Source organism: Thermaerobacter subterraneus DSM 13965, assembly GCF_000183545.2.
In the GTDB taxonomy this organism is placed as follows: Bacteria; Bacillota; Sulfobacillia; order Thermaerobacterales; family Thermaerobacteraceae; genus Thermaerobacter; species Thermaerobacter subterraneus.
The window spans coordinates 1,903,615-1,922,522 of sequence record NZ_JH976535.1; the positions used below are offsets into that span (position 1 = coordinate 1,903,615).

Here is an 18,908-nt window from a genome sequence, read left to right on the forward strand (position 1 = left end):
CCACCGGCCCCGGGCTCCTTTCCCCGGGATGGCGGCTCCCGGGAAGGATCCGATGCCGGAATGGTGGATCCCGGGATGGGCGCGCCGGACCTTGACCTGGTGCCCGGGCGGCATGACCCGCTGCAGCTTCAGCGGCGCGCCGCCACCTCGATGGACTCCGCCGCCAGGTACCGGCCCAGGCGCTCGAGCTCCGCCTCCACCGCCCGCCGGATCTCCCTGCGGTGCTCTTGCCGGGCAGGCTCCAGCTCCAGCCGCTGAAGCACCAGCGTGCGGCCAGCCTGGCGGAACTCCAGGTCGATCCGGCCCACCAGCCCGTTCCGGTACAGCACGGGCATGGTGTAGGGCTCGTAGCTGCTTACCATTCCATCATCATCTCTTATCCGCCGTAGGCGAATCTTTCCCATATCTTGTTCCCCACTCCCGACACTTTCCCCCACTTTCGGCTGACGAACGGAAAAGGTGTTTGGTATTATGAGGAAAGGAGGATGATCTGGCCGATGCAGGCGACCTTTCAGACGAAGATTCAAGACCGGGCGGTTTACCCGGCGCTGGACGCCATCGCCGCACTGTACGGTCGCCTGCTGTGCCGGTTATTTGTCGATATCTATGTTCACAATCGTCCCCTTGTTGAGTGCAAGCGGGAATACATTGCCCACTACGGAATCACGGCTCGCCACTTCAATGCGCTGGCCATCGAACTCAAGGCCAAGGTGAAGGCGGCGGAGGAAGCCCATCGGCACCATCTGGTGCATCTGCGCGGCCAGATTCAAGCCACGGAACGAGCGATTGCCAAGTTGCAAAAGCAAGACAAGGCCCTGGCGTCCGGAAAGGGCCGCGGGGCCGGCCTGCCGCCCGAAGAGCGGGCCGAGCGTCGCCGCCGGGTTCGGTTTCGGCTGCACCAGAAGAAGCGACGGCTGGCGATGCTTCGCTCCCGCCTTGAAACGGCGGAAGCCCGGACGGGATTGCCGCCGATTTGCTTTGGTTCTCGGCGCTTGTTTCACCGGCAGTTCCACCTTGAAGAGAACGGCTTTGCTTCCCACGACGAATGGCGCAAGGCATGGCGCGATGCCCGAAGCCAAAGCTTCTTCTGCATCGGCTCCAAAGACGAGATGAGCGGTAACCAAACCTGCTCGCTCTTTGGCGACAGCTTGCGCCTTCGGGTGCCCAACGCCCTGGCCGGCCGCTTGGGGCGGCATGTTTGGCTACACGGCATCCGCTTCCCCTACGGACAGGATGTCATCCTGGCGGCCCTTGCGTCCGGGCAAGCCATCAGCTATCGGTTCGTCCGGCAAAACGGCGCGTGGTATGTCTTCGCCACCACCGAACGGCCCGCGGCTCCGATCACCACCTGGCGGAGGGCTGGCGCCCTTGGCGCGGATCTGAACCCCGACCGGCTGGCCGTGGCGGAGGTGGACCGTTTCGGCAACCCGATCGCGGCTCGCGACATCCGCTTTCAGATCCAAGGCAAGCGGCAGGAGCAGGTGAAGGCCATCCTGGGCGAGGTGGTGGCGGACCTGGTGGCATGGGCCAAGAGCGCCGGCAAGCCCATCGTGGTGGAGCACCTCGATTTCCGGGAGAAGAAGACCCGCCTACGGGAAGAAGGCCCCCGCTACGCCCGGATGCTCTCCGCCTTTGCCTACGGCGCGTTCATGGCCCTGCTGCTCTCCCGGGCCGCCCGGGAAGGCGTGGAAGTGATCCGCGTCAACCCGGCCTTCACCAGTGTGATTGGCAAGGTCAAGTTTATGGCCCGGTACGGGCTGTCGCCCCACGCGGCAGCGGCGGTGGCGATTGCCCGCCGGGGCCTTCGTTTGGGCGAGCGCTTTTGCTCCGGAACCGCCCGCCCTCTACCCGCGAGGAATCGAGGGCGGCACGTCTGGAGCGATTGGCGGCGCATCGCCCCGTCGGTGCGCGGCAAGCGGGCGCACCGGCTTTATCAGCGGTCCTCCGAGGACACTCCAGGTCGGGGAGAACCCCGATCCACCCTGGCACCGGCAGCTCACAACCTGCACGGCCCGGGGTGTGATGGTCTGGCTTGGGGTCCGGGGTGCGATCCCCCGGCGCGAATCGTCGGGAGCGCTGTTCGCCCGGCGTCATAGGCGGATGCAATAAATGCCTATGTTTTGAGGAACGGCCCGTAACGCCGCTTGTGGGGCGGAAGATAGATCTCCCAGGTGTACTCAAAGCCAAAGAGGTCCTGCAGCCGGGACCGCCGCCACAGCAGGTTGTCCAGGGGCGGGAGGAACCGCGCCTCGTCCAGCGCCGGCAGATCGGCCGCCCGCTCCAGGACAGGACGGTCTTCGGCCAAGGCGTAGTAAACCCGCCGGACTCCCTCCACGGCCACCTGCACCCACTGGCCCGCCGCCACCCGCCGTTCGGCCTCCTGGCGCCGCCGCGCCGCCGGCCAGCGCTGCCACCCGAAGCAGGGGTCGCCGGCGTCGAAGAGGACCATCGCCTGGGCGTAGTGGCGCAGGCGCTGTTCCGCCGCCTCCGCTTCGTCCAGCTCCTGGCGGGCGACGCCGTCCGGCAGGACCCGTTCCGGGAGGTCATACCACCGCTCGTTGCCCCGCCGCCACCGGACCACCAGGCGGCCTTCCTCCCAGAGGTGCTGGAGGGCCTGGCTCACGGCCCGGGTCCTGGGGACATCCCGATCCCAGTAGCCGACCACCCGCTCCGGCGCTTCAAGCTGGCGCGCGGAGACGGGGCCGGAGGCCTCCACCAGGGCCAGGATCCGCTCCATCCACTGCCGTACGGCGGGCTCCAGCTCGGCCTCCCCGTATCGCCGGAAGGCCGGCCGGAAGGCCGGATACAGGGATGCGGGCAGGATGCACCGGGCATGGCACCAGGCCTCGAAGACCCGGCCCCGCTGGTACAGATCTTCCAGCCACGCCGGCCGGTACTCGCCCATGCGGTTGAAGAGCACCAGGTGGTGATTGCGGTCCACCACATTGACCGGGTCCAGCTGGATCGCACCCAGCCGCTTCAGTACCGCCTTCACGCCGGCCGGCCCCGTGGGCGTGCTGGAGCGGGACCCGGCCAGGCCGAGCCGGAAAAGCAGGTAAGCCGCCGCCTGCTGGCGGGTGATGCGGATGGTGGAATGGCCACCCGAATCCATGGCCTTTCTTTTGCTGGGACTTTCCTTGGGGCTGGTCCCGCCCTTCAACGGGCCGTCCCGGGCGCCGACCCCGCCCCGCCGTCGCCCGCTTGCCGCCGGGCCAGGGACCGGAGGTAATCCAGCACATCCCCGTCCATGACCTCCGGGCCCACCACCCGCTCCTCGAAGTTCTCGTTGAGCTGGAAGGCCTGCAGGGCGCTGAGGGTCGCCTCGTCCAGCCGGCCGGTGAGGGGCCCCCGGTAGTAGCCCGTCGCCAGGAGGAGCTGCTGGATCTCCCCCACCACGGGACCCTCCAGGCGCACCTGCCGGCTCGGGTCGGGCGTCCCGAAGTAGAGCCGGTGGAGGCGCATCAGCCGGTCCAGCTCCTCGATGGGCCGCGGGTGGTCGTCGACCCGCAGGTCCAGCCAGCGGTCGTTGTAACCGCCGTAGCCACCCTGGGGTTTGACCACCAGCAGGGCGGCCGACTGCTGCCCGCGCCGGTCGCCACCCGCCGCCTGGGCCGCGCGCAGCGCCTCGATCAGGCGCTCCTCCATGGGCAGGCCGCGGTCGCGGGCCGCCTCGTAGGCCCGGGCCATCTCGTCCACCACGGCGGGACCAGCCAGGATGTTGCCCTGGCAGGCATACCCCTCGCCCACCCGGTGCCCGGCCCACTCGAAGCAGGCCTTGCCCGTGTAGGCTGCCGCCCGCCCCTGGGCGTCGACCACCCCCAGCTGGCGGTGATCCCGCTCGGGGTCGGCCTCCACCAGGCGGGCCACCACCTCTTCCGCCGAGAGGCCCTGGCGCAACAGCGCCAGGCCGTCGGGGCCGTAGCTCACGTTGGCCCAGGCCTGGGTGGCGATGGCGCCGGTGCCCGCTTCGGCCCAGGGCACCACCGCCCCGACGGCGAGGAACTTGGACTGGACTCCGATCCCCCAGATGCCGGCTGCAGGGTCCGCCGCCACGATGGAGAAGGTTGCGACCCACGGCGTACCGCCCGGTGTCCGCGTCCGGCCGCCACGGCCCGCCTGCACCTGCATAGCCATCCCCCCGTCGCCCGGTCTTATATCGCTGCGGGTTCTATATCACTGCGGGTTCCTGGGGCCGACGCCGGCCGGGGCCCCGGCGGTACGCCGCCCACGGAACACGTATTCGCCTTTCCGCCATTCGCCGGCGTGCCCGTCGTTCCCTGCCGGCCGGGCCGCCAAGTCCTCCTCCACCTGCGCGGTGAACCGGGCGGCTTCTCCCGCCCAGCCCGTCCGGGATGTGAGTTGCGTAGAAATGGCGTGATTTATGAAGTTTCGGAAAGTATGAATGACGCAGTTCTTATATTCCGGCCTTGCGATTTGCTTCCACTTCCGCTAAAGGCTACCCTTCGACTTTGACCTTCCCTGACGATCCTGCATACGGTGAAGGCAGAAGGCCGGCCCGGCCGGGCCCGGGCGGCCGGCTCGCCGGTCTTCCCGGAAGCGACCCGCCGGTCCGCCGGCCCGCAAGGGCACGGCGGCCGGCCTCGAACCCTGGACGCAAAGGAGGGCGGTTGCGATGATGGGTGTGCTTGGTTGGGTGGCCGCCATCGTCGCCGGTCTGATCCTTGGGTGGGCCGTAGGCCGTTACGCCATCGGTGGCCGCCAGTTCCCCGGCAACCTGCCCGGCTCGCTGGTGACGGGTGTCATCGGCGGCGTCCTGGGTGCCTTCATCCCGGGCAACTGGGGCTGGACCCTGGACGGCGCCAACATGATCGCGGCCATCCTGGCGTCGGCGGTCCTCACCTGGCTGGTCGGCTACTTTGGCGGCAAGCAGGAGAGCAAGTCCGCGGGTACCTCCAGCTGACGCAGCGCGCTGGCGCAGCGTGAAAGGGCGGCGGCACCGGGAACCCGGGCTCCCGGTGCCGCCGCCCCTTTTCCCATGGATCCCTTCGCCCGGCCGTACCGGCCCGGCTGCTGCCGCACCGGCCGGGCCGTGGCCGTGCCAGCCTACCGGTTCTTGTCCGCCGGCAGCGCCCGGATGGTGTCGATCCACCAGACACCCTTCTCGCCCCGGCGCACCGGCTGAGTCAAGATCACCTCGTAGTCCCGGCCGTCGTGCTTGACCCGCACCACCGCCTGCCCCCGGCCGAGGTCCACGTTGACCAGGGTGAACTCGTCGCTGTAGGGGTCGAAGCCGTAAAGGCCACCCTGGTACCGCACGGCGTCCACCGGGTCGAGGCGCCAGAGGTTGGCGCCGCCGTCCACTTCCTCCTGCCAGTCCCGCACCAGGCCGGCATCCACCGGCTTGCGCCCCGTCTGCACGGCCCGCGAGCGGATGTCATGGATCACCCAGATGCCCCGCTCGCCCTGCTCCCGGGGCTGGATCATGTGCAAGGTGTAATAGCTGTCGCCGTGGCGCACCCGGACCAGCGCCTCGCCCACGCCGGAACCCTCGCCCCGGTCGGTCCGGTGGAGCAGCACGTACTCGTCCCAGCCGTAGAACCCGAAGGTGGTGGCCAGGTACCGGGCCGCCTCCACAGGGTCCGTGAGCCACTGCATCCGCCCCTGGACGACCTCGCCCTGGAAGAAGTTCATCACCGCGTCGTCGATCTCCATCTGCCAGGGCGTCCACCCGCCGCCGGCGGCGCCGGACGAACCGGCCCCCTGGCTCCCGGCGGAGGCTGCCGCTCCGGCCGCCTGGCTTGCAGCCTCCCCGCCGGCCGGTTCATCCGCGGCAGGACCCGGCACCGCCCCTTCCGGCACGGGGTCGCCGGGCACGATCATCAGCCGCTCCAAAGGCCTGTCGATGGCGATGTGCCCCGCCAGGGTCTCCACCGGCTTGCCCTCCACCAGGATCTGCACCCGGCGGATGCCCGGGATGCCCGTCAGCGTTTGGACGACGGCGTGGATGGTCACGCCCTCGCCGTAGCTGCCGCCGGGGTGGTTCTTGACCAGTTCCTCGGAGAAGTTGACGTAGGCCGTCTGCTGGCTGTCATCGACGGACACCGACAGCACCCGGGTCCCCCGCGGCAGCACCGAAACGAAGGGCGAGTTCTCTGGGGGCTCCAGCAGGTTCTCGACGGCGATGCGCGCCAGGTCGGCGGTACGCTGGGGCCGGTCGACGGTCCGCCGCCAGGGCCAGGGATCCAGCACGCCCGAGCGGGACCCGTAGAAGAGGGTGATGGTGACGCGCTCGTCAGCGGGGTTGGGAACGATGGCCGGCGCTCCCTCCAGATCGGTGGACGCCGGTGGGAGGCCGTCTTCCGCCCCGGCTGCGTCGGGAGCGATCACCAGCTCGTTGGGACCGCCGACGGCCGCCTGGCCGCATGCGGCCAGGCCCAGGGACGCCACCAGCAGCAGCGCCACGGCGACCGCGGCAGCCCGATGCCGGCCCGGCCGGGCGGATTGGACGGGCCCCGCGGCCGCCTGCCGCCGCAACGGGTGGGGCCCCCGGGCAGCAGGGCGGTACGACAAGAGCAGCCCTTTGAGGGAAAAAACGCCTTGGCTGGACACGATGGCCTCCCCTCCACCAGCCATCGTACCGCAACGCCGTTACGCACGTTTATCAGCAAGGTGTCGGAGAAGTTGCAAAACCCGTCGTTACCGCTCCGATTCGGGATCCCACGGATAGACGATCCACTCGTCGGTTTCCTCGGCGTAGTAGTCCGGCCGCCCCGGCACCACCGAGCGCTGGGGCTTGAAGTGCATGACGGCCACGGCGGGATGGCCGCCCGCCTCTTCCACCCGGTGGCGCACAGCGGCCACGGTGCGGCCGCTGTCCCAGACGTCGTCCACGATCAGCACGCGCTTCCCCTTCAGGTAGGGGTCGGGCGGGAACTGCAGGAAGGTGGGGCGGTCGAGGGTCTCCCCCACCCCGGTGTAGAACATCACGGCCGCGACCAGGATGTTGCGCATGCCCGTCTTTTCGCTGATCAGGCAGGCCGGCACCATGCCGCCGCGGGTAATCACCAGCATGGCATCGTACTCGTCGATGCGGATCTGCTGCAGCAGCCGGTCGACCAGCTGCTCGATGTCCTGCCACGTCAGGTATTTCTTCACCGGCTGGCTGATGGCGGTCACCCCCAAGGGCCGGATTCGGCGGACGAACGGGCCCTCGCCCGGCCCGCCGCCTGGTCGTCCGGAAATGGCATGCCTCGCGGCCGCGCCTCGAAACGTGCCGGCCGCATCGGCCTTCGTCCGCGAAATTGCTTACATTGTACCGAATCCGCGCCGAACCACGGTACCGGCCGTGACCAGCCCTTGCCCCCCTGGCGCAGCGGCGCGGGACGGGACCGTCCCCGGACGAGGAGAAGGCGGGAGGAGGCAGGCGCCGGATCAGCCTGCGGCCCTGGCCCCCGGCGCCGCACCCGGCGCCGTCACGGCCGACGCCCCGGCCCCGCCGGCCGCCGCCGTACCGGCGCCCGCAGCCGTCCCGCCCAGCGGCCACTCCACCACAGGCCAGTACAGGGCGAAGGCGCTGCCCCGCCCGGGCTGGCTGGCCACGGCCACCACGCCGTCATGGAGGCGCAGGATCTCCCGCACGATGCTCAGACCCAGGCCGGCCCCACCCGCATCGCCGCCCCGGGCCCGTGCCCGGTCCACGCGGTAGAAGCGCTCGAACAGGTGGGGAAGCTCCTCGGCAGGAATGCCGGGGCCGCGGTCGATCACCCACACCCAGGCGACCCGCGGGCTCCGCCGGAGGGGATCGTCGTCGCCCACCACGCGATAGGCGGGTTCGTCCTGGACGCCCTGAACGGCGCCCGCGGGCGGGCCGGCCCCATCCGGCGGGCGGGCGGCCGCTGCCTGGGGAGGCGGGCCGCCCGGCCCGGCCGGCGCCACGGCCGGCCCCTCCCCCGCAGCCCCCGGCGCGGGCGGCTGCGCGGGCTCCGGCAGCGGACCGGGATCGCCATCCCGCCCCGCGCCCGGCTGCCGGGCAGGCTCCGGCCCGGCAGCCGCTCCACCCGCCGGGCCGGGACCGGCCCCCGGGCCCCAGGGACTCCCCGCTCGAGCCCCGGGTACGGCCCCACCTCCCGCAGCCCTCGCCGCACCGTCCCCACCGGCAGGTGCTGCCGCGGCCGCTTCGCCCCCGTGGCCTGGGGCGCCGGTGCCCGGGCCTGGCGCCTCCCCGGCACCGCCTGCGCCCGCTGCCCCGACCCCCGGAGCCGGCGGCTCCGGAGAGGCCGGTTCGTCCGGCCGGGCCAGCTCGGCGGCCAGGGCGGCGCCAGCCGCCGCGGCGGCGAAGCCCGCCTGCTCGCCGAAGACCACCCGCACCAGGCCGGGCCCGCCGTATTTCATGGCGTTCTCCAGGAGGTTGGTGATGGCCCGCTCCATCTTGGTCCGGTCGACCAGCACCTGGGGATTGCCCCGGCCTTCCAGGCGGATCCGGCAACCCAGCCGGCGGGCCTCCGGCTCCAGCCACCCCGCCACCACCGTCACCAGCTCCGCCAGCGGCACGGGCCGCAGGTCGACGGTCTCCTTCTCCCGGTCCAGCCGGGCCAGGGTGAGCAGGCTGGAGGTCAGCCGCGCCAGGCGCTCCACCTGGTCGTCGATGTCGCGGAGGAACTCGCGGTAGTCCTCAAGGGTGGCGTCGGGGTCGTGGATCAGGGCATCGGTCAGGGTCTTCAGGGCGGCCACGGGCGTGCGCAGCTCGTGGGACGCGCTGGCGATGAAGTCGCGCCGGGACTCGTCGATGCGGGCCAGGTGGGCCGCCATGTCGTTGAAGGCCCGGGCCAGCTGGGCCAGCTCGTCCCCGCCCCGGGCCGGCACCCGCTCGTCGAACCGGCCGCGGGCGATGCGCCCCGCCGCCCGGGCCAGCTCCCGCAGGGGCGCCGCCAGGTAGGCACCGAACAGGTAGGCCACCGCTCCGGCCCCCAGGGCGATGAGGGCCCCCAGCTGCACCATGCGCCGGCGGATCTGGTCCACGGCGGCAAAGACGTCGGTCACGTCGGTGGACAGGACCACGGCCCCGGCCACCCGGTCGCCCGCCCCGCGCACCGGCGCCGCGGCGTACATGGCGTACCGGCCGTCGGGCAGCCGGCGGACGCCGGCACGGCTCACCCCCTGCAGGGCGCTGACGATCTCGATGTGTTCCAGGCGGTGGCCCACCAGGCTGGCATCGGTGCCCGCCGCCGTGTCGGCCAGGACGAACCCGGCGTCGTCCACGGCCAGCAGCCGGCCCAGGTCCTGCAGGCGCAGGGCCGCCACCTGGTTGGCCAGCCGCTCCCGGTCGCCTTCGGCGATGGCATCGCCCAGGCTGCCGGCGAAGAAGGCTGCCGTAGCCAGGGCCCGGGACTGCCGGTCGCGCAGCAGCACACCCCGGGTGGTGTCGCTGGCCACCTGGACCGTCACGGCCAGGCTGGTCAGGGTCACGGCCAGCAAGGCCAGGATGATCTTCCAGCGCAGGGACAAGGTACCCGTCTCCCGATGGCAAGGGTGGTACGGAGGGGCGGCGGGCGCCCGCCGGAACGGCCGGGGCTCCCGCCGCGGCTCCCGCCGGGGGCGGCGATGCGGCCGGCCAGCCGGTGGCCTCGTGGCACCGCAGCACCGCCGGGCCGCGTCCCGGAGCACGGGCAGCGCCTCTTCCGCGACATGGCGCCGGCGCTCGGACCGGTCCCGGCCGGGTACCGTTCCCGGCCACCGCTTGACGGCCCCCGCCGGCCTCCGGCGGTGACGGGGGTGCTCCCCACCCGGCGCTAGCGGCCTACGCCGGTCCCGGGCTCCGCCTCCCCACCGCCCAGGCGGCGGGCGATCTCCTCCGGCTCAGCAAAATAGTAGCCCACACCCCACTTGGTACGGACGAAGACGGGGTGGGCGGGGTCCGGTTCCAGGCGCTCCCGCAGCCGGCGCACCGCCACGTCCACGGTGCGCGTGTCGCCCGCGTAGTCGTACCCCCATACCTGTTCCAGCAGTTGTTCCCGGGTGTAGACACGACCCGGCCGCTGGGCCAGCACCAGCAGGAGGTCGAATTCCCGGGGGGTCAGCTCCACGGCGCGCCCCTGGAGCGTCACCCGGTAGCGGGCCCGGTCGATGCGCAACGGTCCCCGTACCAGGACCTCCCCCTCGCCCTCCCCCGGGGCTGCGGCCCCTGGAGCCGCCCCGGCCGTCCCCTGCCCCGTGGCCGGCCCTGCCCCGGCGGCTGCCCCCGCCGCCCCCGTACCGCCGGGGGTCCTGCCGGGCCCACCGGCCGGGGCGCCGGCGCGGCCGGGCGCCACGGGCGTCCCCACGGCCACGCCGGCCGCCACTCCGCCGGCCGGCTTCACCCTTCGCAGGACCGCCCGGATGCGGGCGATGAGCTCGCGCGGGTTGAAAGGTTTCACCACGTAGTCGTCGGCCCCCAACTCGAGCCCGACGATGCGGTCCACGTCCTCGTCCCGCGCGGTCAGCATGATGATGGGGACCTGGGACGTCTTGCGCACTTCCCGGCAGACCGTCAGGCCGTCGACCTCGGGCAGCATCAGGTCGAGGATGATGAGGTCGATGCCGCCCGCCGCGAACCTCTCCAGGGCCTGGCGCCCGTCGGTGGCCACCTCCACCTCGAAGCCCGCCTGCTCCAGGCTCCGGCGCAGGCCCTTGACCAGGGCGGCCTCGTCATCCACCAACAGGATCCGCTCGGACACGGCACCGCCTCCTTCCCATCCGGCGCGGGGGATCTCCCCGAACAAGACGCTACCGCAAGCGGGCCAGTTCCGGGACCAGGCGCTCCATGTCCTGGGCAAGCTCGTCGAGGGCACCGGTCCAGGCGGCGGGCACGCTGGCGGGGGCCAGAGCCCCGGCCACGCTGCCCGCCAGAGCGGCCAACACCGGCGCCACCGGCGCCGCGCCGGGTGAAGCGGCACCGGGCAACCCGGCGCCGGCCGCCTCCTGGATGGCCCGCCCGGCGTCACCGCAGGCTGCCGCCAGGACCAGCGCAAAGGGGACGGCCCGGCTGGGTTCAAGGCCAGGTTCCCAGCGACTGCGCAGGATGGCGGCCAGCCGGCCCGGTGGCTCGCCCGCCCCCCGCCCCGCCAGGGTCAGGCGCAGGGTGTCCAGGGCATGGGCCACGGCGGCGGCCGGCTCTTCACCCCCTGCGGCCGAACCTGCCACCGCCACGGCCGCGGCCGCGGCTTCGGTGGCCCGGTCCAGCACCGCCTCCGGCCCCTCCCCCGCCACCGCCGCCGACACGGCTGCAGCGACGGCGGCGGCCGCCGCCAGGGCTGCGGGAGCCGGCGGCGGGACCGGCGCGGCACCGGCCACCACCTGGACCAGGGCAACCCCGTCCTCCACCAGCCACTGCAGATCGTCAGGCCGGTTGATGAGGCCGGCCACCACCGCCCACAGCGCCGGATCCAGGGGACCGGGCGCAGAACCGGCCAGGGCGGCGGTGACCTCCACAGGCGGGCTGGGGTCGACCCGGCCCTCGCCGGCGGCGACGGCCCGGGCCAGGGCGATCACCAGGCGGGTCGCCGGGCCCACGCGGAGGCCGGCTGGGCCCGCCGGGGGCGTCGTGGGCCACCCGGACGCGGCCTGGGGGGAACCCCAGGCCCGTCCCACGGCCTCTCCACAAGCCAGGCCCCACAGGGCCGCGGCAATCCGCCGGCCGGCGGGTTCGTCCACAGGCGATGACGTCAACGCCCTTGCTCACCTCACCTAGGGCGCGGGCGCGTCCTGCCGATCCGTGCAGCCCGTCCGGCGGCACCAGCGGCCCCCGTCCGGCGGGATGGCCTGGCCCGCCGGGGGAAGGGCGTTGCCCACCCTCCCCGCGACCGGTGCCGGTCCCGGTCCGGCGTCCGGGCCGCCCCGGCCCCCCCGCGTGCACCCCCTGAGTCCAGCCAGTGCAGATCGTTGCCCTCTTCGTTACGGGGTCCGGCCTTCCTGCCCGCCCTCCCCGCCGCCGTCCCGGGACTCCCAGCGCTCCCGCGCCGCCCGGATGGCACCGCGGGTCAGGGCCGTGGCATCGGTGGACCGGTCGCCCGGCGGCCGCCCGTAGATGCCCGCCGCGGCTTTGCCCTGGGGAAAGGAGCGGGGCCGCAGGGTCGCCGTCAACCGCGGGCGGGGCCGCAGTTCCGCCGCCGCCTCCAGCCGGTGGCCGCCGGCGGCATCCCCAAGGGGCGCCTCCCCCGCCCGATCCTGCCCGCCTCCACCTTGCTCCTGCCCGCCCGCGCCGGGGCTTGCGGCCGCCGGGCGCGCCTCGGGGTTTCCTGCGGGCTGCCCCCCGGCCACCTGGCTGCGGGGAGCCACCTCGTGCCCGGCCCAGGCTTGCAACGTGGCCCCCAGGTTCTCGCGCACGCTGCCGGCGGCGTTGGGGCCGGTGGCCGCGGCCAGGGCCGCCTCGGGCGTCAGCGGCACGGGGGCGCCGCCCACTTCCTGAACCATCGCAGCAGGACCCGTCTCGGAGGAACCGGCAGGCTCGCCGGGGCCCGCAGGCCCGTCCCCGGGAGCGGGTTCCCGCTCGGCCCCGTCGCCGGGGCCGGCGGCTGCCGGCGCCCTGGCCGGGGCCGTGACGTCCGCGGCCGGGTCCCCGCGCCCGGCGGCCGGCGCTCCAGGCCCGGCCTGCGCCGGGACGGGACCGGTCATCCCTTCCCCGGGTTCACCCGCCGCTTCCCAGCGCACGGTACCCGCGGCCACCCCGGCCGGGCGGGTCCGGGCAACGGGCTTTCCCTGGGAGCTGGGGGACGGCCGTTGGGTCAGCTGCCGGGCCACCTGGCGGTCGACCCGGCCCTCCGACGGCCGGGCGGGCAGGTAGCCCGCCGCCGCAGGCGCCCCCTGCTCGCCCAGGGGCAGAAGCTCGCGGGCCGCGGGGACGCGTTCGACCCCCTCCCGGCGCAGGGCGGCCGGGTCCGACGGCGCCTGCAGCTGCTCGCGCTCCGGTGCCAGGGGTTCCGCAAAGGCGGCGCGGTGGCTGCCGCGGTTGGGCTTGCCGTAGAAGAGGTCCGGCCGCCGCACCCACAAGGACTGGCGGATGTCGTCCTTCTGGTTGGGACCCGGTCCCGTCACGGTGCCGGTTTCGCCCGCCACGCCGCCGCCCGTGCCGCCGCCGGCGCCCGGCCCCGAGGTTCCCATGGACCCCGTGCGGTTGGCACCCGCCCGTCCCGGTCCCGGCGTCCCATCGGCTCCCGCGCCCTCGAGCTGGTAGGCCGGCAGGGGAATGGGCCCGGTGGGCCGGCCGCCCGCCCGGGCGGCCCGCAGGCCGATGGGCCGGGCTCGCAGGGGCTGGGGCACCATGCGGCGACGCCCGCCACTCTCCGGGGTCCTGGGCTGATCCCCGCCGCCGCCACGGCCCGCCGCCTCGCCGCCGGCGGCCCCGCCCGCGGCGCCCGCACCGGCGGCCCCGCCCGCGGCGCCCGCACCGGCGGCCCCGCGCGCGGCGCCCGCCTCCCGGCCGCCGATCCCGCCCGCCGCCGGCACCCCCGCCCGCCGCGGTTCGGCAGCCGCCCGCTCACCCCCGGCAGGTCGCGGGGTCGCGGGGCGGCGGGGCGACCGGTCTTGACCGTTGCCGCCCGCTCGGTTCGCCATGCTCTCCGCTCCTCCACCCTCCGGCCATGGCGGCTCGGAGCCGCGCACGGCGGCTCGGAGCCGCGCCGGAGGGGATTGTTGGGGACGGGGACGAGCCGTCCCCTTTCCTGGAGGGAGTATGCCCCGGCGGCTCCCGGGGGGCGCCGCCGCCCCGGAAGAAAGCTGCCGTCCCGGCCCGGAAGAACGCCGCCGCCACGGAAGAAAGGCAGCGAGCCCGGCCGGTTCCGCCCGGCCGGGCTCGCTCGCCGGAGGCTGCGCATGCCGGGGTCGCGGCGGGGGCGGCCGGAGGGCGGCCCCGCCCGCCGGTTCATCCCCCTGCCGGGACGCACACCACCTCGCCGGGCCAGATGCGGTCCGGGTTGGTGATCTGCGGGTTGGCGGCGATGAGGTCCTGAAGCTCCACGCCAAAGCGCTGGGCGATCTGGAACAGGGTGTCCCCGGGCTGGACCACGTACAGGATGCCCGTGCACCCCGCAGGCGCCCGGGGTACGCAGACCACCTGGCCGGGCTGGATCTGGTTGGGGTCCGCCAGCTGGGGGTTGGCGGCAATCATGGCCTCCACGGGCACCCCGTTGCGCTGGCCGATGGTGAACAGGGAGTCGCCGGGCTGCACCACCACCAGCCGGCCGCCGGGGCAGCCGGGGGGCGCCGCAGGAATGCAGATCCACTGCCCGGGCACGATGCGGTCGGGGTCGACGATCTGGGGGTTGGCCAGGATCACGGCCGCAAGCGGAACGCCGTAGCGCTGGGCCAGTAGGAACAGGGTGTCCCCCGGCTGGACCTGGACCGGCTGGCCGCCGGGGCACGGCGGCACGCCTTCGGGGGCGCCGCCCTGGGCTGCGGCCTTCTCCGGGCCCGGCCCGGCCGGAGGCGCCGTCTCACCGGCGGGAGCGGCGGGCGCCGGGCCAAGCTGGGGCACGGGCTCCTGGGGCGTGCCCCCTTCCGCCGGGGCCGCGGGGGCGGGTGGGTTCCCGCCGCGGGTCGGGGCGCCTCCCGCCAGGCCCCCTTCAGGCGCCGGGGGGTTGCCGCCGCGGGCCGGCGCGCCGCCGGCCAGGCCGCCTTCACCGGACGGCTCCGGCGCCGGAGGATTGCCTCCCCGGGTGGGGGCACCGCCGGCCAGGCCGCCTTGATCGGGGTTGCCGTCAGGCATCGGGTCGATACCTCCTCCACGCTGCAAAGGCTCGCTGGGGGAGTGCTCCTTTCACCCTACGCCGCAGCAACCCGTTTGGTGTCCCCGCAGGCGGCGCCGCGCCCCGCCCGGTCACCCCTGGCCGGCCAGCCGGGCCAGCAGCGGGGCGAAGACCAGGGCAGGCAGGAAATTGGCCACGGGCAGCCGCCGGATGTCCAGCAGGCCCAGGCCGATCATGACCACCAGCGCCCCGCCCGCCGCGGTCAGCTCGTTGAGCATGGGCTCGCTGATCCACGGGCTGATGAACCCGGCCAGCAGGGTCAGGCTCCCCTGCACCCCCAGCACGGTGAGGGCGGAAAGGGCCACGCCCGGCCCCAGGGCAGGGGCCATGGCCAGGGAAGCAAAGCCGTCCAGGGTGGCCTTGACCGCGAGCAGCTGGTAGTCGCCCGCCAGCCCGTCCTGGATCGAACCCAGGAAGGTCATCGGTCCAACGCAGAAGAGCAGGCTGGCGACAATGAAGCCCCGGGCGATGGCGCCCTCGCCCCCCGCCTGCAACGGGCCTGGTCCCGCCTGCGGGTGACCGGCCTCCGGGCGGCCGTCCTCCGGGCCGGAACCGGCGGGGACGACCGCCGGCCGCGGCCCGGCACCAGCTCCGGTTCCGGCCCCCGGGCCCGTCCCCGCCGGCGTTCCCGCCGCGGCCACCGCCAGCGGGACTTGGGCCGGCTCGGGGCGCCCGGCCCGTTCGGCCGCCACGGCCGGCCTGGTGCCCCGGGATGCCCGGAGCAGAGCGCGTTCCACCGTCCGGCCCATGGCCTCCAGCCGCCCGTCCAGGTCCAGCGCCGTCCCCACCAGCCCGCCGGCCAGCACCGAGCCCAGAACGATCAGGATGTTCCCCGTCGCCCGTGCCATGTCCAGGCCGATCAGCAACGTGACGACCCCCAGGCCTCCCGTCAACACCTCCCGGGTCCGGGCGGGCAGCCGCGAGCCCAGCCACAACCCCAGCCCCGAGCCGGCCAGCACCGTCACCACGTTGATCAGGGTCCCCAGCCCCTTCATCGGCGCCCCTCTCCCTGCAAGATCGTGGAATGACAACAACGTAGCACGCGGCCGAAGCAGCTTCTAGAGGGCCGGCCGGTCGTCCTGCCCGGCAGCTGGCGGCCTGCATGGACCTCATGGTATCTTCAATGTCGATGCATTCCCCGCAGGGTGGGCAACAAAGGCGGTGACACCGTGACGGCAGGGAAGACGCCCACCAGGGCTCACCGGTTCTTCCTTCGGGTCGAAGGGTTGGGCCCGGCCCGCCTCCGGCTGCTGGCCGCCGGGCTGGCCGCGGCGGCGGCACTCTTCCTGGTTTTGATGATGCTGGTCCTGGAGAGCGTTCCCAACCCGTGGCTGCGGGCACCCCTGGTCCTGGTCACCGGCGGGTTGATGAGCGCGGCCGGGCTGGCGCTGGGGGCCGTGGCATACGAGCTGCGGTACCGGCAGCACCGCCCGAACCGGTCGAACCCGGCCGGCGGCGCCGGCGCCCGGGCGGCATCGTGAAAGGATGCCGCCGGTTGATCGTCAAGCCGGCGCCACCCGCGCTGCACCACAGGAACACCGGATGATGTTCTTCAGCGGGGCCGGCCCCTGGGCCGGCCCCGGCTTCTTCCCCGGCCCTCCACCGGCAGCTCGGCTTCCCCTTCCGCTGGGACGGGCGCCCGCCCCTGTTTCCGGTCCCGGCCGATCCCGGCCGTCCCGGGCCTCCGCCCGGGTTCCCGGGTGGCCCCTGCGCGGAACGGGTGCCGGCGCGGGCGCCAAGGGTGGCCCTTTCCTTCGCCGGGCCGGACCGGCAGCACACCCACCCGTTGACCGGCGGCAGACCCAAATTTTATACTCATTACAAAGTTGGACACAGTATCAACAAATGCGACTGGAATTCAGTTTCAAGAATCCTGCGCCAGCCCGCAGCCGGCGGGACGACCGGCCGCGGCACCACCTATCCGGGTGTGGCAACAAGCGCGGAGGCTGGCTTGAAGGAGGCTTTCGACGTGGCCCGTTCCCCGGCAGTCCCTGAGGCGGTTCACGACGAACAGGCAACCCGCCGGCGAGCCGCTGCGGCGGGGCCGGCCGGCGTCACCGGGACCGGTGCATCCCGGGCCGCCGGGGCCGAAGCACCGGCCGCTCTCCCAGGGCCGGTTCGGGCGGCGGTGCCTGCCGGCCGGGAGCGGGCCGGGACACCCGGGGGATCGGCCGGATCCGGGGAGGCGTCCGGCCCCGCTGCGGCTCCGCGGCCCCGCTCCCGGCCGGAAGAACCCGGCTTCTGGGCGCGGCACCACCTGGCGGTGCTGACGGCGGCCACCCTGGCCTGCCTGCTGGCCGGCGTGGCGGCCGAACGGCTGGGGGCGCCCCCGGCCGCCAGCCTGTTCTTCTACGTGGCGAGCTACCTGGCCGGCGGCACCCCGGCCGCCCTTTCGGGCCTTGCGGCCCTGCGCCAGCGGGTGATCGACGTCGACCTCTTGATGGTCCTGGCGGCCCTGGGGGCGGCGGGGCTGGGTGCCTGGGAAGAGGGCGCCACCCTGCTCTTCCTTTTTTCCCTGAGCAACGCCCTGCAGTCTTACGCCATGGACCGCACGCGCCGCGCCATCCGCGCCCTCATGGACCTGGCGCCGGAAACGGCCCGCCGTTTGCGGCCCGGCGGCACCGAAGAGGAGGTGCCCGTGGAAGACCTGCGGGTAGGCGACGTCATCGCCGTCCGGCCGGGCGAGCGGATTCCCATCGACGGCCGGGTGCGGGCCGGCCGTTCCACCGTGGACCAGGCGGCCATCACCGGCGAGTCGGTGCCGGTGGCCAAGGGTCCCGGCGACGAGGTGTTCGCCGGCACCATGAACCAGCTGGGCGGCCTGGAGGTGGAGGTGACCCGGCCCGCCACCGACACCATGCTGGCGCGCATCGTCGCCCTGGTGCAGGCGGCCCAGGAGGACCGGTCCCGCACCCAGCGCCTGATCGACCGCATCGAGCAGGTCTACGCCACGGCGGTGGTGGCCGTCGCCGCCCTGGCCGCAGGGCTGCCCCTGCTCTGGGGTGCCGACCCTGCCCAGACGATCTACCGCGCCCTGGTCCTGATGGTGGTGGCCTCGCCCTGCGCCGTGGCCATCAGCGCGCCGGCGCCCGTCCTGTCGGCCGTGGCCAACGCCGCCCGCCGCGGGATCCTGCTCAAGGGCGGCCGCTACGTGGAGGAACTGGCCTCCGTCCGGGTCGTCGCCTTTGACAAGACGGGCACCCTGACGCGGGGCGAGCCGCGGGTGACCGACGTGGTGCCCCTGGGCGGCGCCACCCGGGAAGCCGTGCTGCAGGCAGCCGCCACGGCCGAGCGCCTGTCCGAGCACCCCCTGGCCCGGGCGGTCCTGGCAGCGGCCGCCGCCGAGGGAATCACCCCCGCCGAGGCGGAGGACGCCCAGGCGGAGCCGGGGTTCGGGGTGGCGGCCCGCTCCGGGCTTGGCCTGGCCTGGGCCGGCAGCCCGGAGTTCGCCCGCCGCCACGGCGCCGACCCCTCGGCGGCCGAGCCCGTCATGGAGCGCCTGGCCCGGGAAGGCAAGACGGTCCTGCTGGCCGGCGTGGGCCCGAACCTGCTGGGCTGCATCGCCGTCCAGGACACGCCCCGCCCGGGAGCCCGCGAGGCCGTAGCCGCCCTGCGCCGGGCCGGGCTCATCCCCGTCATGCTGACCGGCGATCGCCCGGAGGTGGCCCGGGTCATCGCCGCCCAGCTGGGCATCACCGAGGTCCGGGCGGGCCTTCTGCCGGAAGGCAAGCTCCAGGCGGTGGAAGAACTGTCCCGCACCCTGGGACCCGTGGCCATGGTGGGCGACGGCGTCAACGACGCCCCGGCCCTGGCGCGGGCCCGGGTGGGCATCGCCATGGGCGCCGCGGGCACCGACGTGGCCCTGGAAACGGCCGATGTGGTGCTGGTCAGCGACGAGATCGAGAAGCTGCCCTTCGTGTTCGACCTGGCCCGACGAGCGACGCGGACCATCTGGCAGAACCTGGCCTTTGCCTTGAGCGTGATCGTGGTCCTGGTGAGCCTGACCCTGGTGGGGCGCCTGGAGCTGGCCCTGGGCGTGCTGGGGCACGAGGGTAGCACCGTGCTGGCCATGCTCAACGGGCTGCGGATGCTGGCCGTGCGGCCGGCGAGGCACAGCGCGGCGGCGCCGGCGGAAGTCAGCGGGAGGACGGGCTCTTGACCCCCTTCCGA

Annotated in this window: 15 protein-coding genes; 4 read left to right on the plus strand and 11 right to left on the minus strand. The window is 73.9% G+C overall.

What is annotated here, in order from left to right; translation table 11 throughout:
• Positions 1-128 precede the first annotated feature (128 nt).
• Complete coding sequence (locus tag THESUDRAFT_RS07755; RefSeq protein WP_040826394.1) at positions 129-362, minus strand: hypothetical protein; 234 nt, start codon at positions 360-362, stop codon at positions 129-131.
• Between the two features lie 123 nt (positions 363-485).
• Between THESUDRAFT_RS07755 and THESUDRAFT_RS07760 the strand changes: the two genes are divergently transcribed.
• Positions 486-2,096 carry an IS200/IS605 family accessory protein TnpB-related protein gene (locus THESUDRAFT_RS07760; RefSeq protein WP_242823284.1) on the plus strand — a complete coding sequence of 537 codons (1,611 nt, stop codon included), beginning with the start codon at positions 486-488 and terminating at the stop codon, positions 2,094-2,096.
• 17 nt (positions 2,097-2,113) lie between these two features.
• On the opposite strand, the gene THESUDRAFT_RS07765 is transcribed toward THESUDRAFT_RS07760, so the two are convergent.
• Complete coding sequence (locus THESUDRAFT_RS07765; RefSeq protein ID WP_040826397.1) at positions 2,114-3,112, minus strand: DNA glycosylase AlkZ-like family protein; 999 nt, start codon at positions 3,110-3,112, stop codon at positions 2,114-2,116.
• Positions 3,113-3,156: 44 nt separating this feature from the next.
• Positions 3,157-4,134: a DUF1028 domain-containing protein gene (locus THESUDRAFT_RS15055; protein WP_278199617.1), complete on the minus strand. Its 978-nt coding sequence runs from the start codon at positions 4,132-4,134 to the stop codon at positions 3,157-3,159.
• A gap of 499 nt (positions 4,135-4,633) precedes the next feature.
• Here THESUDRAFT_RS15055 and THESUDRAFT_RS07775 point away from each other — a divergent pair, with 499 nt between their 5' ends.
• A complete protein-coding gene (locus THESUDRAFT_RS07775; RefSeq protein ID WP_006904218.1) occupies positions 4,634-4,921 on the plus strand; it encodes a GlsB/YeaQ/YmgE family stress response membrane protein in 288 nt (95 codons plus the stop codon).
• Positions 4,922-5,064: 143 nt separating this feature from the next.
• Here THESUDRAFT_RS07775 and THESUDRAFT_RS07780 read toward each other — a convergent pair whose 3' ends face one another.
• The 8 genes from THESUDRAFT_RS07780 to THESUDRAFT_RS12390 all read right to left on the minus strand — a co-directional run bounded on the left by THESUDRAFT_RS07780 (position 5,065) and on the right by THESUDRAFT_RS12390 (position 15,733).
• Positions 5,065-6,570, minus strand: coding sequence for a GerMN domain-containing protein (locus tag THESUDRAFT_RS07780; protein ID WP_006904219.1), 1,506 nt, complete (start codon positions 6,568-6,570; stop codon positions 5,065-5,067).
• Between the two features lie 87 nt (positions 6,571-6,657).
• Positions 6,658-7,137 carry a phosphoribosyltransferase gene (locus THESUDRAFT_RS07785; RefSeq protein WP_242823376.1) on the minus strand — a complete coding sequence of 160 codons (480 nt, stop codon included), beginning with the start codon at positions 7,135-7,137 and terminating at the stop codon, positions 6,658-6,660.
• Between the two features lie 255 nt (positions 7,138-7,392).
• Positions 7,393-9,465 (minus strand): ATP-binding protein, encoded by a 2,073-nt coding sequence (locus THESUDRAFT_RS07790; protein WP_006904221.1) that lies wholly within the window; start codon positions 9,463-9,465, stop codon positions 7,393-7,395.
• Between the two features lie 284 nt (positions 9,466-9,749).
• Complete coding sequence (locus tag THESUDRAFT_RS15060; RefSeq protein WP_006904222.1) at positions 9,750-10,673, minus strand: response regulator transcription factor; 924 nt, start codon at positions 10,671-10,673, stop codon at positions 9,750-9,752.
• A 49-nt stretch (positions 10,674-10,722) separates the two neighbouring features.
• On the minus strand, positions 10,723-11,664 hold the full coding sequence (locus THESUDRAFT_RS07800; RefSeq protein WP_006904223.1) for a hypothetical protein: 942 nt from the start codon (positions 11,662-11,664) through the stop codon (positions 10,723-10,725).
• 225 nt (positions 11,665-11,889) lie between these two features.
• The gene (locus THESUDRAFT_RS07805) at positions 11,890-13,548 is read right to left on the minus strand and encodes a hypothetical protein (RefSeq protein WP_006904224.1); all 1,659 of its coding nucleotides are present in this window, start codon (positions 13,546-13,548) and stop codon (positions 11,890-11,892) included.
• Between the two features lie 307 nt (positions 13,549-13,855).
• A complete protein-coding gene (locus THESUDRAFT_RS12385) occupies positions 13,856-14,698 on the minus strand; it encodes a LysM peptidoglycan-binding domain-containing protein (RefSeq protein ID WP_006904225.1) in 843 nt (280 codons plus the stop codon).
• A gap of 111 nt (positions 14,699-14,809) precedes the next feature.
• Positions 14,810-15,733: a DUF554 domain-containing protein gene (locus THESUDRAFT_RS12390; RefSeq protein WP_006904226.1), complete on the minus strand. Its 924-nt coding sequence runs from the start codon at positions 15,731-15,733 to the stop codon at positions 14,810-14,812.
• A 174-nt stretch (positions 15,734-15,907) separates the two neighbouring features.
• Between THESUDRAFT_RS12390 and THESUDRAFT_RS07825 the strand changes: the two genes are divergently transcribed.
• Both THESUDRAFT_RS07825 and THESUDRAFT_RS07830 read left to right on the plus strand, forming a co-directional pair.
• On the plus strand, positions 15,908-16,219 hold the full coding sequence (locus tag THESUDRAFT_RS07825) for a hypothetical protein (protein ID WP_006904227.1): 312 nt from the start codon (positions 15,908-15,910) through the stop codon (positions 16,217-16,219).
• Positions 16,220-16,707: 488 nt separating this feature from the next.
• Positions 16,708-18,897 carry a heavy metal translocating P-type ATPase gene (locus THESUDRAFT_RS07830; protein WP_242823285.1) on the plus strand — a complete coding sequence of 730 codons (2,190 nt, stop codon included), beginning with the start codon at positions 16,708-16,710 and terminating at the stop codon, positions 18,895-18,897.
• Positions 18,898-18,908: the final 11 nt, after the last annotated feature.

What these genes read in the sequence shown, in the direction of transcription:
- THESUDRAFT_RS07765 (WP_040826397.1), bottom strand. Translation starts at nt 3,112, where the DNA reads ATGGATTCGGGTGGCCATTCCACCATCCGCATCACCCGCCAGCAGGCG.
- THESUDRAFT_RS12385 (WP_006904225.1), bottom strand. Translation starts at nt 14,698, where the DNA reads ATGCCTGACGGCAACCCCGATCAAGGCGGCCTGGCCGGCGGTGCCCCC.
- THESUDRAFT_RS07805 (WP_006904224.1), bottom strand. Translation starts at nt 13,548, where the DNA reads ATGGCGAACCGAGCGGGCGGCAACGGTCAAGACCGGTCGCCCCGCCGC.
- THESUDRAFT_RS07755 (WP_040826394.1), bottom strand. Translation starts at nt 362, where the DNA reads ATGGTAAGCAGCTACGAGCCCTACACCATGCCCGTGCTGTACCGGAAC.
- THESUDRAFT_RS12390 (WP_006904226.1), bottom strand. Translation starts at nt 15,733, where the DNA reads ATGAAGGGGCTGGGGACCCTGATCAACGTGGTGACGGTGCTGGCCGGC.
- THESUDRAFT_RS07760 (WP_242823284.1), top strand. Translation starts at nt 486, where the DNA reads ATGATCTGGCCGATGCAGGCGACCTTTCAGACGAAGATTCAAGACCGG.
- THESUDRAFT_RS15055 (WP_278199617.1), bottom strand. Translation starts at nt 4,134, where the DNA reads ATGGCTATGCAGGTGCAGGCGGGCCGTGGCGGCCGGACGCGGACACCG.
- THESUDRAFT_RS07775 (WP_006904218.1), top strand. Translation starts at nt 4,634, where the DNA reads ATGATGGGTGTGCTTGGTTGGGTGGCCGCCATCGTCGCCGGTCTGATC.